This is a genomic window from Streptomyces sp. NPDC090798, assembly GCF_044768965.1.
In the GTDB taxonomy this organism is placed as follows: Bacteria; Actinomycetota; Actinomycetes; order Streptomycetales; family Streptomycetaceae; genus Streptomyces.
Map to the genome: position 1 here is coordinate 298318 of NZ_JBIVXA010000009.1, position 13729 is coordinate 312046.

6 protein-coding genes are annotated in these 13729 nt (G+C 72.0%); 3 read left to right on the plus strand and 3 right to left on the minus strand.

Annotation, left to right across the window (positions count from 1 at the left end):
- Positions 1–180: 180 nt before the first annotated feature.
- Positions 181–1515, minus strand: coding sequence for a 4-aminobutyrate--2-oxoglutarate transaminase (gabT, locus tag ACIQTP_RS21795; RefSeq protein WP_403401904.1), 1335 nt, complete (start codon positions 1513–1515; stop codon positions 181–183).
- Between the two features lie 332 nt (positions 1516–1847).
- Here gabT and ACIQTP_RS21800 point away from each other — a divergent pair, with 332 nt between their 5' ends.
- From ACIQTP_RS21800 to ACIQTP_RS21810, 3 genes are all read left to right on the plus strand, one after another.
- Complete coding sequence (locus ACIQTP_RS21800; protein ID WP_403401906.1) at positions 1848–4301, plus strand: ATP/GTP-binding protein; 2454 nt, start codon at positions 1848–1850, stop codon at positions 4299–4301.
- Positions 4302–4429: 128 nt separating this feature from the next.
- Positions 4430–6088, plus strand: a complete 1659-nt coding sequence (locus tag ACIQTP_RS21805; protein WP_403401908.1) for a PucR family transcriptional regulator — start codon at positions 4430–4432, stop codon at positions 6086–6088.
- A 405-nt stretch (positions 6089–6493) separates the two neighbouring features.
- Positions 6494–7939: an aldehyde dehydrogenase family protein gene (locus ACIQTP_RS21810; RefSeq protein ID WP_403401910.1), complete on the plus strand. Its 1446-nt coding sequence runs from the start codon at positions 6494–6496 to the stop codon at positions 7937–7939.
- A 109-nt stretch (positions 7940–8048) separates the two neighbouring features.
- Here ACIQTP_RS21810 and ACIQTP_RS21815 read toward each other — a convergent pair whose 3' ends face one another.
- Entirely contained in the window at positions 8049–10601 is a 2553-nt protein-coding gene (locus ACIQTP_RS21815) for an alpha-L-rhamnosidase C-terminal domain-containing protein (protein ID WP_403401912.1), read from the minus strand.
- 263 nt (positions 10602–10864) lie between these two features.
- Positions 10865–13720, minus strand: a complete 2856-nt coding sequence (locus tag ACIQTP_RS21820; protein WP_403401914.1) for a glycoside hydrolase family 3 C-terminal domain-containing protein — start codon at positions 13718–13720, stop codon at positions 10865–10867.
- Positions 13721–13729: the final 9 nt, after the last annotated feature.

Consider the following 13729-nt stretch of genomic DNA (forward strand, 5'->3'; position numbering starts at 1 on the left):
TATCTCTCATCTGGGTAGAACCTACGGCAGGGGATCCGGCTCCGACAGACGCAATCGCGTCCCGTCATGCACCTCGCACACGTTCTTCACACCCTCTGACCCCGGTTGCCGCAGCCCCGGAACCAAGCGGAATCCGCTCGGGGCGGTCGTCCGGAGTCCGGGGCTGGGACGGGTGGGGCGTCAGATACGGGCGAAGGCCTGCTCGATGATGTCGAGGCCCTCGTTCAGCAGGTCCTCGCCGATGACCAGCGGCGGCAGGAAGCGGAGGACGTTGCCGTAGGTGCCACAGGTCAGGACCAGCAGGCCCTCCTGGTGGCAGGCCTTGGCGAGCGCGGCGGCCGCCTCCGGGTTGGGCTCCTTGGTCGCGCGGTCCTTGACCAGCTCGATGGCGATCATGGCGCCACGGCCACGGACGTCGCCGATGACGTCGAACTTCTCGGCCATCGCGCCGAGGCGGGCCTTCATGACGGCCTCGATGTTCTTCGCCTTGGCGTTGAGGTCGAGCTCCTTCATCGTCTCGATGGCGCCGAGGGCGCCCGCGCAGGCCACGGGGTTGCCGCCGTAGGTGCCGCCCAGGCCGCCCGCGTGCGCGGCGTCCATGATCTCGGCGCGGCCGGTCACGGCGGCGAGCGGCAGACCGCCCGCGATGCCCTTGGCGGTGGTGATCAGGTCCGGGACGATGCCCTCGTCCTCGCACGCGAACCACTGGCCGGTGCGGCAGAAGCCGGACTGGATCTCGTCCGCGACGAAGACGATGCCGTTGTCCTTGGCGAACTTGCTGATGGCGGGAAGGAAGCCCTTGGCGGGCTCGATGAAGCCGCCCTCGCCGAGCACCGGCTCGATGATGATCGCGGCGACGTTGTCGGCGCCGATCTGCTTGTTGATCATGTCGATCGCCTGGGCGGAGGCCTCGGCGCCGGCGTTCTCCGGGCCGGTCAGCCAGCGGTAGCCGTAGGCGACCGGCACGCGGTAGACCTCGGGAGCGAACGGACCGAAGCCGTTCTTGTACGGCATGTTCTTGGCGGTGAGCGCCATCGTGAGGTTCGTGCGGCCGTGGTAGCCGTGGTCGAAGACGACGACGGCCTGGCGCTTGGTGTACGCACGGGCGATCTTGACGGCGTTCTCGACGGCCTCGGCGCCCGAGTTGAACAGGGCCGACTTCTTGGCGTGGTCACCCGGGGTCAGCTCGGCCAGCGCCTCGGCGACGGCGACGTAGCCCTCGTACGGCGTGACCATGAAACAGGTGTGGGTGAAGTCCTGGAGCTGCGCGGAGGCGCGGCGTACGACGGCCTCGGCGCTCGCGCCGACGGAGGTCACGGCGATGCCGGAGCCGAAGTCGATCAGACGGTTGCCGTCGACGTCCTCGATGATGCCGCCGCCGGCGCGCGTGGTGAAGACAGGGAGCACCGAACCCACACCGGCCGCGACCGCGGCGATGCGTCGGGCCTGCAGTTCCTGCGACTTCGGGCCGGGGATGGCGGTGACGACGCGGCGCTCCTGCGGAAGTGCGGTCATGAGGGGCTCCCTGATGATCTTGCGAACCGGACGGTCCCCGCGGCGGACGGGGTGCGCCGGGCGGGGTGTTTTCGGACTCTTGACTTCTTTCTTCGCAGGCTAGGGCCGGGAACGGAGGGTCGGCATGCTCCATGTGGGCGTTGTCGGAGGATTCCGTTGTCCGCGGTGGACATAGAGGGGCGAGAGGCCGCTGGTCGCGTGCCGCCGCCGGTCGGCCGCCGCTCCGCCCGGGCAAGGCGCGGACCCGGCCGCGTAAACGGTGAACTCCCCACGCAGGGGCACTAGATTGACTCGCGGACGAAGCACGGAGCGGCTGGTCAGGGGGCAGGGCGATGGACAGCGACGGGACGCAGGACGCGCGGGGCGGGCATACCGGTGCCGTGCCGGGACCCGCCGTGCCGCCGCCACCCGGTACGGCACCCGCGCCTCCGCCACTCGGAGTACCCCCCGTGCCGAGGGGGACACCGCCGCGGCCTGCGGGTCTGCCGTCCGTACCGGAGCAGTCCCCGGCTCCCCGGCCCACCGTCGTCGACTGGCTCAACAAGCCGCGACCCGCCGCCGGACCCGGGATCTGGCGATACGGATACCGGGTGCGTCGCCCGTCGAAGGGGCGGGAGCGGCTCTCGCCGGTCACGATCGTCGGGCTCGCCGTCCCGCTCGTGGTGGCACTCGTCGTCTGGTCGCTGTGGCGCCACGGCAGCGTCCCGTACATGTGGGTCGTGCTGAAGGTGTTCACACCGGACGACTGGTGGTGGAGCGGCACCACCTCGCCCAAGGTGTGGCAGGGGGCGGAGGCCATCGAGGTCTACAACGGGGTCTTCTTCGGCGTGCTGGTGTACACCATGGGCCGGCTGGGGAGCTGGCCCGAGGTCGTCCGCCACTACGTCACCGCCCGGCCCCAGCCCCTGCGCGCCACCCTCGCCGCGCTGGGCGCACTGATCGCCCTGACGTTCGTCTTCCCGAACGCCTTCCCCGGAGTCGGCTGGGACGCCCTGCCGGTCGTCGCCCCGCTGTTCTCCCTCGTCGCCCTGGTCTCCGGCGGCTACGACCTGTTCCAGTCGCAGCTGATCACCGACGGGCTCTACACGCTGATCACCCTGCTCGTGCTGTGGCCGTTCGCCCGGATCGGCGCCTGGCGCGGATACGCCAGGGAGTGGCTCGCCGCCCGGGCCGCGCGCAACGAGGCACAGGGGGCCGGCACCGCGAAGTTCGCGCCGGACCTGCCCGCCGCCCAGTGGCCCGAACTCCGTGACGCCGGACAGCACGAGGCGGCGGAGCTGCTCACCGCCGAAGTGCTCGGCGGCCGGATGAACGACGTGGACTGCGCCCGGGTGCGGCGCGCGTGGACCACGGCGAAGTGGGACGCCACGCGCCTGGCCGCCTTCGTCGACACCGTGCTGCGACGGGGCGGCGCGGCCTGGACACATCCCTCCGGGGCCCGGGACCTGCCCGCGCGCACCGCGGCGCACGACGTGCTCGTGGGACAGGTGCGCATCGGACGGTGGACGACCGGGGACCGTACCCCGGAGGCCTACGACGGCGGGGGCGCGGCCCTCGACCCGGAGGCCCTGGGCACCTCCCTGCTCGCCGTCGGTCCTTCCGGCTCCGGGAAGACCCGGCACCTGGTCGGACCCGTCGTCGAGTCGCTCGCCCTGCAGGCGCTCACCGGGCGGTGCGCCGTCGTCGCGGTCGCCGCCGCCGGGACGCCGCTCGGCCCGGACTCGGCCTTCGACGTCGTGGTGAAGATCGGCGACCCCGCCTCCGTCCACGACCTCGATCTGTACGCGGACTCCGACGACCCCGACGAAGCGGCCTCCTTCCTCGCCGAAGGGCTGGCCGGGGACCTCGACGCGGTGGCCGGCCAGCGGGCCACCACCGCGCTCGTCCAACTCCTCGGCCCCTACCGGGCGGTGCACGGCACGTTCCCGCCCATGCCCGTCCTGCGGGAACTCCTGGAAGGCGTACCGACGGCCCTGACCGCCCTGCACGAAGACCTCTCGGGACCGCAGCACGCCGGGATGCGACGCGAACTGGAGGCCCGCATGCGGCAGGCCGGCAGCCCGGCCGACGCGGGCCCGGCGCTCGCCGACCGGCTGGCGCTTCTGGACCGGCCGGCCTTCGCCGACTTCTTCGGCGCGGGCGGCACCACCCGCGCCTTCTCGCTGCGCGCCGTGGCCCACCATCCGCTGCGGGTGCGGATCGACCTGCCCGAGCACGGACACGAGGAGGCCGCCCGGCTGCTCGCCCGGCTCGTACTGGCCCAGTTCACCGCCGTCGTACGCGGCGGCGAGCGCCCGCACTTCGCCTGCCTGGTCCTCGACGACGCCACCGGAACGCTGACCTCCGACTCCGTACGCCGCATCCAGCGTCTGCGCTCCCAGAACGCGGGGGTGGTACTCGCCCTGCGCACGATCGGCGACATCCCCGAGGCGCTGCACGGGCCGCTGTACGGAGCCGTGGGCTGCCGGATGGCGTTCTCCGGCGTCACGACCTGGGACGGCAGCCGTTTCGCCCACGCCTGGGGCACGGAGTGGGTCGAGACCCGTGACGTGGCCAAGCACACCGTCTTCGCGGACCAGCCGATGACCCGGGCCATCCACGCCCTGCGCAAGCTGGTCACCGGAAAGGCCGTCACCACGGACGCGGTGACCATAAGGAAGGTCGAGCGGGAGCGGTGGTCGGCGTCCGAGCTGGCGCACGAGGTGCCGCCGGGGCACGCGGTGCTGTCGCTCACCACGGTGGGGGGAGAACACGCGCCGCCGTTGCTGGTGGATCTGCGGAGCTAGGCGTCCGGACACAAGGTCACCGGCTTACCGTACGGTGAGGCAGAATCGACATAGGTCGTTCATACGTAGCGGCCAAAAGATCACACTGCCCGTGACCGTCGAAGATCCTGTGAAGACCTGAAGGTCCCATGCGCCCCACGCTCGCCTCGATCGTCCACCACTCCGCGCTCAAACTGACCGTGCGGGCGGGCGAGGACCGTCTGGACGTACCCGTCCGCTGGGCCCACGTCAGCGAGCTCGCCGACCCCGTGCCGTACATGGAGGGCGGGGAACTGCTGCTGATCACCGCCCTCCAGCTGGACGCGGAGGATCCGGACGTCATGCGGCGCTATGTGAAGCGGCTGGTGGGAGCCGGAGTCGTCGGGCTCGGTTTCGCCGTCGGGGTCAACTACGACGAGATCCCGAAGGCTCTGGTCGACGCGGCGGAGGAAGAGGGCCTGCCGCTCCTGGAGGTACCCCGCCGCACCCCCTTCCTGGCCATCAGCAAGGCGGTGTCGGCCGCGATCGCCGCGGACCAGTACCGGGCCGTGACGGCGGGCTTCGCCGCGCAGCGCGAACTGACGAAGCAGGCCCTGACCGACGGCCCCGAGGGGCTGCTGTCGGCGCTCGCGGGACAGGTGGACGGCTGGGCGGCCCTGTACGACGCGTCCGGCGCCGTCGTCGCCACCGCGCCCGAGTGGGCCGGGCGGCGGGCCGCGCGGCTCACCCCCGACGTGGAACGGCTGCGGGAGCGCCCCGCGCCCGCCAGCTCCGTCGTCGGCGGCGAGGACCGCGTGGAACTCCACTCCCTCGGCACCGGCCGCCGCCCCCGCGCCGCGCTCGCCGTCGGAACGGCCGCCGCCCTCGGCACCGCCGAGCGCTACGCCGTGCACTCCGCGATCGCACTGCTGACCCTCACCACCGAACGCTCACGGTCGCTGCACGCCGCCGAGCAGCGCATCGGGGCGGCGGTGCTGCGCATGCTGCTCGCCGGGCAGCCCGAGCACGCGCGGACCGTGGCCGGAGACCTCTACGGGGACCTGCTCGACGCGCCCTTCCGGCTGATCCTCGCCGAGTCGGCGTCCGCGTCGGCGTCGCGGGCGCACGCGGACGGGCACGCGCGCGTGGCCGCCGCGAAACCGTCCACGGCCCCCGTCGTGGTCCCGGACCCGACGAACGGCGACCCGCTCGGCGGCCTCGCCGAGATCGTCGAGTCCGCCGCCGCCCGCTCCGGCGAGTCCGTGCTCGTCGTGCCCGACGGGGAGCGGCTGGTCGTGCTCGCCGTGGACGGAGGCGCGGCGGTGACGGCGTGCGGGGAGTACGCGGCCGCGCTGGACGCCGCGCGGATCGCCACCCGGGAGCGGCCCGTGGGCGACGAGGACGAACTGGTCGTCGGGTTGTCGGCCCCCGCCGGGCCGATCGCCGCGGCCGCCGCCTACAAACAGGCCGAGCAGGCGCTGTCCGTGGCCCGGCGGCGGGGGCGGTCGCTGGTCGAGCACGAGGAGCTGGCCGCGGGGTCCGTGCTGCCGTTGCTCGCCGACGACGCGGTGCGGGCGTTCGCGGACGGGTTGCTCCGCGCGCTGCACGAGCACGACGCCACCGGGCGGGGGGATCTGGTCGCCTCGCTGCGGGCGTGGCTGTCCCGGCACGGGCAGTGGGACGCCGCCGCCGCGGACCTGGGTGTGCACCGGCACACCCTGCGTTACCGGATGCGACGCGTCGAGGAGATCCTCGGACGCTCCCTCGACGACCCCGACGTCCGCATGGAACTCTGGCTGGCGCTGAAGGCGACGGCGACGGGGGAGTAGGAACGTCGGGTGAGTTCTTCTTCCGCGGGGCGGTGGGGGCCGGCGGGAGCTGTCACGCCGACCTGGGTGCTCCGCTCCCAGACCCCCTTGGTGGGTTCTTCGTCCGCGGGCCGTCTGTGGCTGGTCGCGCGGTTCCCCGCGCCCCGGGTTTCCCCGCGCGCCCACTCTTCAGGGGCGCGGGGAACCGCGCGGTCTTTTGGGGGGTCCGGGGGCGGAGCACCCGGGGATGGAACGGGTAGGGGCGGCGGGGGCGAGGGAAAACGGGCGCCCACCACGATCGTGCCAAAGCGGAGTGCTACGCCCCGGCACTGGTACGTCCCGGACAAACGACCTCCCGCCACCCCGGCCCTACCGTGGACCACGAAAGCCAAGGACTCCTCAACCTCGGAAGGGCCGGGACTCGACATGACTTCCACCCACGCCTTCTGGCTCGCCGGCCGCCAGGCCACCGGTGAGACCACCTTCGATGTCACCTCGCCGTGGGACGGCCGGGTCGTCGGACAGGTCAGCGTCCCGACCGAGGCACAGGTCGAGGAGGCCGTCGCCGCCGCGTACGCCGTACGTGACGAGTTCGCCGCCACCCCCGCCCACGTCCGCGCCGCCGCCCTCGACCACGTCAGCAAGCGCCTCGTCGAGCGCACCGAGGAGATCGCGCAGCTCATCTCCGCCGAGAACGGCAAGCCGATCAAGTGGGCCCGCGGCGAGGTCGGCCGCGCGGTGTCCGTCTTCCGGTTCGCCGCCGAGGAGGCCCGCCGCTTCAACGGCGGCGAGGCCCAGCGCCTCGACACCGACCTCGGCGGCCAGGGCCGCCTGGCCCTCACCCGCCGCTTCCCGAAGGGCGTCGTCCTCGGCATCGCGCCCTTCAACTTCCCCCTCAACCTGTGCGCCCACAAGATCGCCCCGGCCATCGCCGCCGGCGCGCCGATCATCCTGAAGCCGGCGCCCGCGACCCCGCTCTCCGGCCTGATCATCGGTGACCTGCTCGCCGAGACGGAGCTGCCGGCCGGCTCCTGGTCGATCCTCCCGGTCTCCAACGACCGCATGCCCGCGCTCGTCCAGGACGAGCGGCTCCCGGTCATCTCCTTCACCGGGTCCGAGAAGGTCGGCTACGCGATCATGGACTCGGTGCCGCGCAAGCACTGCACCCTGGAGCTCGGCGGCAACGGCGCGGCCGTCGTCCTCGCCGACTGGGCGAGTGACGAGGACCTGGACTGGGCCGCGACCCGCATCGCCACCTTCTCCAACTACCAGGGCGGCCAGTCCTGCATCTCCGTGCAGCGCGTGATCGCGGACGCGTCGGTGTACGACCGGCTGCTGCCGCGCATCGTCGCCGCCGTCGAGGCCCAGGTCACCGGCGACCCGTCCGACGACAAGACGGACGTCGGCCCGCTGGTCAGCGAGGACGCCGCCCAGCGCGTGGAGTCCTGGGTCGACGAGGCCGTCCGGTCCGGCGCCACCCTCCTCACCGGCGGCAAGCGCGACGGTGCCTCCTACGCGCCGACCGTGCTCGCCGACGTACCGGCCGAGGCGACGATCTCCTGCGAGGAGGTCTTCGGACCGGTCCTCACCGTGCGCAGGGTGGACGGGGAGGCGGAGGCCTTCGCCGCCGTCAACGACTCCAAGTACGGCCTCCAGGCAGGCGTGTTCACGCACGACCTGCAGGTCGCCTTCCGCGCCCACCGCGCGCTGGAGGTCGGCGGCGTGGTCGTCGGCGACGTGCCGTCCTACCGCGCCGACCAGATGCCGTACGGCGGTGTCAAGCAGTCCGGTGTCGGCCGCGAGGGCGTCAAGTTCGCGATGGACGACTACACCTACGAGCGGGTCCTCGTGCTGACGGGCCTCGCGCTCTAAGGACACAAAGAGTTTCACAGGCGCGACAGCCGACGGCCGGAACCCACTGTGCGGGGGTTTTGGCCGTCGGTGTCGGCATCCTCATCCGCCCGGCACAGCAGACCGCCGGCTACCGAGGCGTCACGGTGAAGTGGTGAGCACCGGCGTGCAGAGCGGTGATCGTCAACAAGCCGTCGACGACCTTCACGTCACCACGTGCGGCGCGATGTCCGTCCCACACCTTGTCCCCGTTGACGCGCACCACCACGTCCTTGGCCGATTGAGGGAGCACGACCACACCGACGGTGTGCTTCGGAGCATGGACGGTCAGCCTGAACCGTGCGCGGGAGTTCGTCCACGCGACCCCCAGCGGACCGTGCGGAGTGGGCAGTTCACCTTGCGCCCAGGCAACGCTCCCCGGCTGGGGACGCACCTTCCATTCGGTGTATCCCGGCGAGGTCGGGCGGCCGCCCAGCAGCTCGTGCGTCAAAGCCGGCAGCACACCCGTCGACCACCCGTGGGCCATGCTGGTGAAACCGCCCTCGTAGAGCGACCCGTTGGGACCGATGCCCTCCCAGTTGGTGACGCCCGGGTCATGGCTGTCCATCCAGCCGTAGGTGCGCCGGATCTGGTCCAGTGCGGAGTCCGCGCGCCCGGTCAGGAAGCGGGCGACGATCTCCGGGTATGAGGTGAACGCGTACACGCGCTGCGAGGCGCCGCCGAAAATGGTGTCGTTGTCCATGAACGCGTTGCCGTAACGCAGCTGTGTGGTGGCATCGAGATGCACGAGAGCGCTGGTGGCACGCTCGGAGTCGGCGACCCCCGCGGTGATGGCGATGGCGTTGCCGTCCTGGGCGTGCCGGACCGGGCCGGTCGCGGAGTCGAGGTAGGCGCCCGCCGACTCGTCCCACAGACAGGTGTTGACGGCCTGGGTGACGTCGTCGGCACGTCGTGCCCATCGTGTCGCGTCCGCTTCGTGCCCGAGCCACCGTGCCAGACGTGCCGCGTCGTTGAGGGCCTGGACGTAGAGAGCGTTGTAGTAGGTGATCCGGCCGGTGCGGTCCAGGAAGGCGTAGTCGCCATAGCTCGCGGTGTCGTTGAGTCCCTTGCTGAGCAGTCCGGCCGTGTCGGTGACGCTGGGGTACCACGCGTCCAGGACCTTCAGCAGGTTCGGGTAGTAGCGGGCGGCGTAGGCCCGGTCCCCGGTGTACAGGACGTAGTCCCAGCTGCAGGTCACCCACCACAGGGGATAGTCGAACAGGTGAAGGTCGTAATGGGCGATGGATGCCGGGGGGATCCAGCCGTCGGCGCGCTGGTGGTCGGCGAGGTCCGCCAGGACGTTGCGCGCCGCGACCGCGGCGTCGTCGTGCGTGAGGTAGAGGGTCCGCGCGGACACCGCGAGGTCGCCGACGTAGGGGTCGCGGTCCCGCTTGGCGCCGTCCTGCAGAACCAGCCTTCCCTCGAGCGACTCGCTCCAGGCGTTGCGAGGATCGACGTCGTCACGGCGGAACGTGTCGGTGACAAGCTCGTTGGTGTACGACGCGCCGTACCAGTAGCGGTTCAGGTCCTCCTCGGAGCACTCGAACCAGCCACGGTAGGTATCCGGTGTCCCCAGATAGGCGCTGAACTCCAGGGCGACGGAATCGACCGCGACCGTGCCCCAGGGCTGCGCCGCGGGGGCGTCGGCGGCCAGGGCGTCCAGAGTGATCTTCAGGTACCGGAATCCGTGCAGTCCGTCCGCGTAGACCTTGTCCCCGGCCTGGAAGCCCTTGCGGTCGAGCCAGTCGGCGCCCTGGGCGGGAACGGCGAACTGGTCGGTCCCCTGGCCCGCTCCGCCGGCCTGGTCGGAGCGCGTGAAGTCGGAGCGGTCGGTCAGGAACTGCTTCGTCTCCGAAAAGGCCAGGCGCACCCCGGGAGAGTTGTCGGAGGCCGAGGCGAAGCGGAGACGCGGATACCCCACGACGACCTTGCCGAAGTCGAGCGTCACACTCGGCGCGGCGACCACCGCGATCGGCTCGGGCCACACCTCGTTGACACGGGTGAAAGCACCGTGCGGCGTGTCCTGCACCGCGGTCACCGTGATACGGACGCGGGTGGTGGTCACCGCCGCCGCGAACGGCACCGCGCACTGGACGACATCGTTGTCCGCGATCGTGGCGACGGTCCGCCACTGCTCGTCCTGCCAGGCCTCGACAGTGAAATCGGTCGGCACGCCATCGCTGTCGGAGACGAGCGTGAGACCGGACAGCTCCTTCGGGGCAGGCAGTTTGATGGTCAGCGTGTCGGGTCCGGCGGCGATCGTGTCGTCGTTCCAGAACGTGTCCGGGTCTCCGTCGATGGCGTTGTCGGCCACGTAGGTGCGCGGCTTCCCGTCGTTGCCGTTGTTGCCGGCGTGGGCGGAGGACGCCTCGGCAACCGTTCCCCCGGGCCACCTGGGCGGGACCGCCGGCTTCTCGCGGTGCAGGACGGCCGCGGCGCCGCCCGCTCGCAGCAGGGCTTCGGGCCGTCGTACATCGCCGGTGGTGGCGACGATCCGGACCGGCCGCACGGTGGGGGAGGAGGGTGCCTGCACATAGCGGTGCCAGGATCTGCTCCCCCCGGCCGCCCCGGGCATGGCCTTTTCCGGGGGAGTCCCGGCGACCGACGCAGCGGCCGTTCCGGAAACAGTGACGGACAGTGCCACGGCACTGGCTCCCGCCACCACCACTGCGCGCCGGCCGGGGCCTGGCCGCGAAGCCTGCTCGTCGCTCGGGCTCATGCTGCCTCATCTCTCGTCGCCATTGATTGAAACGATTCAATCTCGGGGGGCGACGTGAAGCTATCGCAGGGCGTTCCCGCCGTACAGAGGTTGCACAGGGTGGGCCGCTGTCCGCGTAGGAATTCGCACGAAAGGCCCGGCACCGATGCCTTCCGGTGCCGGGCCCTGCTGGTCGGCTGTCCGGACCCTCAACCGGAGAAGCCGACCCGCGCGAGCCGCAGCGGGCCGCGCAGCCTGAGACGCAGGTCGTGCACACCGTCGGCCGCGAACTCGACGCCAGTGGTGCTGTAGTCGTACGGGTCCTTCGTCCCGCCGAAGGTGACCGTCGCGAGTGACGGGCCCCCGTCCAGCGACACCTCGACGACTCCCTCGCCCGACGCCTCGACGTCGATGCGCGTGACACCGGCCGCGAAGTCGCAGCCCCGGTAGACGAGTTCGCCCGTCGCGCCGGCCCGCGGCGTCACCGCGTCGCCCGACACCTTCGTACGGTCGACGATGTCGATGTCCCGCTGTTCGTCGAAGTCGACCGCGCTCAGGCCCGGTTCGCGCACCGGGCGGGGAGTGGCGGGCTCGCCGGCGAGGCCGATCGTGGTGCGCAGACGGATGTCCTCGCTGGACGCGCCCGCGAGAAGTTCGTACGCGCCCGGCTCCAGACGGGGTCGGCCGACTGCCACGTCCCAGAACTCCAGCGCGGAGAGAGGGAGTTCGAAGGTCAGCCGCTCGGAGGCGCCGGGAGTGAGGTGGAGGCGCCGGTGGGCCAGCAGCTCGCGGCGGGGGCGCGGCACCGACGGGTCCACGGCGCGCGCGTAGAGCTGGGCCACCTCGTCCGCGGGCGCCTCGCCCGTGTTGGTGACGGTGAAGGAGACCTTCAGCACGCCCTGCGCCTCGGTGACCTCCAGATCCTCGTACCCGAACGTCGTGTACGCGAGGCCGTGGCCGAACGGGAACAGCGGGGTGCCCTCGAAGTACAGATACGTCTGGCGGGCGCCGATCACGTCGTAGTCCAGCGGATCGGGCAGGTCCGCGTCGGAGGCGTACCAGGTCTGCGGGAGGCGGCCCGCGGGGGAGACGTCGCCTGCCAGGACACGGGCCAGGGCGGTGCCCGCCGCCTGACCGCCGTGCGCGGTCCACAGGACGGCGGCCAGGCCGATGGGGTCCACCGCGTAGGGGTACGCCGAGACCAGGGCGAGGACGGTGTCCGGGTTCGCGGCGCGGGCGGCGCGCAGCAGGCGCTCCTGGTGGGCGGGGAGCCGCAGGGTGGTGCGGTCCTCCGTTTCGCGGCCGTTGATGTGCGGGTCGTTGCCCGCCACGACCACGACGACATCGGCCGCCTCCGCCGCGCGTGCCACGGCGTCCTCGCCGCGCTCGGTGAAGTCCAGCTCGAAAATCTCCGGGGCGTCGTCGGCAACCCTGACGCCGTCGGCGGCGACAGAGAGATGCCCACCCGTCCCGACGTGTCTCAGGAGGTGGCCGCTCCCATGGGATCCGGAGCGGGAACCCGCCGGTTCGAGGCGGAAGGTCTCCTGGACGACCCAGCCACCCGGCTGGTCGGCGGACGCGCGGAGGTAACCGTCCTCGGCGACCGAGAGGTAGCGGCCGTCGGGGGCCCGCAGGGTCAGCAGGCCCTCGCCCCAGTCGATCAGCGCGAGGTCGGTGCCGGTGGCGTCGGTGGTGAGGGGCGGCAGGTCCGTGCGGCCCGCGAGCAGGGCCGGGTCCAGCGCACCCTCGGCGCCGCGCGTCTCGTCGGCCGCGTCCCCGGCGAGGGGCACCGACAGATACGTACCGGAGGAGGTCCGCAGGCGTACGCGGTCCACGCCCTCGGCGAAGTCGACGTGCTCGGCGCCGAAGCGCTCGTACAGGCCCTCCAGCGGTGTGGAGCGGTGGATGAGCGTGCCGCTGTACCAGTCGAGCTTGCACTCGTCGGCGAGGAGGCCCACGACGGCGACGCGCACGCCTGGGCGCAGTGGCAGCAGGCCGTCGTTCTTGAGGAGGACGATCGCCTGCTCGGCCGCCTCCCGGGCGAGCGCGCGGTGGGCCGGGGTGTCGAAGTCCGAGGCGCCGGCATGGGGGTCCGCGTGCGGGTCGAACTCGCCGAGCCGGAAGCGGATCGCGAGCTGGCGGCGGACCGCCGCGTCGATGTCCGCCTCGCTCAACAGGCCCTTCTCCAAGGCCCCTCGGACCCGTTCCACGATCTTCGAACCGTCCGTGCCGTGGTCCGTGAAGCTGTCGACCCCGGCGAGGATCGCGGCGGCGGTGGCCTCCTCGTGGGTGTCGAAGTAGTGCTCGGAGTCGACCAGGTTGGAGGGGGCGCCCGCGTCGGAGCAGACCAGGAGGTCCTGGTCCGTCCAGGTGCGCAGGTGTTCCCGGAGGTACGGGGAGACGTGGTTGGGGCGGCCGTTGACGAGGTTGTACGCCGGCATCACACCCGCCACCGCGCCCGCCTCGACGGTCGCGTGAAAGGCCCGCAGGTCGTACTCGTGCAGCACGCGCGGGCGGACCGAGGAGGAGGTGGTGTCCCTGTTCGTCTCGTTGTTGTGGGCGAGCCAGTGCTTGAGGACGGGGGCCGTGCGCCAGTAGTCGGGGTGGTCGCCGCGCAGGCCCCGGGTGTACGCCGTGGCGATCGCGGAGGTGAGCTTCGGGTCCTCCGAGTAGCCCTCCTCGTTGCGGCCCCACAGCGGGTGGCGCAGCAGATTGACCGTGGGGGACCAGACGTTGAGGCCCACCCGGTCGTCGCGGGCGCGCATCGCGCGGACCTCGGCCGAGACCGCCTCGCCGACGCGGCGCACGAGTTCGTCGTTCCAGGTCGCGCCGAGGCCGACGGCCTGTGGGAAGACCGTCGCCGGGCCCATCCAGGCCACACCGTGCAGCGCCTCCTGGCCGGTGCGGAACGCGGCCACCCCGAGCCGTTCCACGGCGGGCGCGTACTGGTGCAGGAACGCGATGCGCTCGTCGAGCGTGAGCCGCGCCAGCAGATCGTCGATGCGCTTCGCGAACGGCAGTCGCTGATCGCGAAAAGGGGGCGTAGGCGGCGTTTGTGCGGTCACGTGGTGATC

Bases quoted from the DNA above. Each gene is read 5' to 3' on its own strand.
- ACIQTP_RS21810 (WP_403401910.1), top strand. From the start codon at position 6,494: ATGACTTCCACCCACGCCTTCTGGCTCGCCGGCCGCCAGGCCACCGGT.
- ACIQTP_RS21805 (WP_403401908.1), top strand. From the start codon at position 4,430: ATGCGCCCCACGCTCGCCTCGATCGTCCACCACTCCGCGCTCAAACTG.
- ACIQTP_RS21800 (WP_403401906.1), top strand. From the start codon at position 1,848: ATGGACAGCGACGGGACGCAGGACGCGCGGGGCGGGCATACCGGTGCC.
- gabT (WP_403401904.1), bottom strand. From the start codon at position 1,515: ATGACCGCACTTCCGCAGGAGCGCCGCGTCGTCACCGCCATCCCCGGC.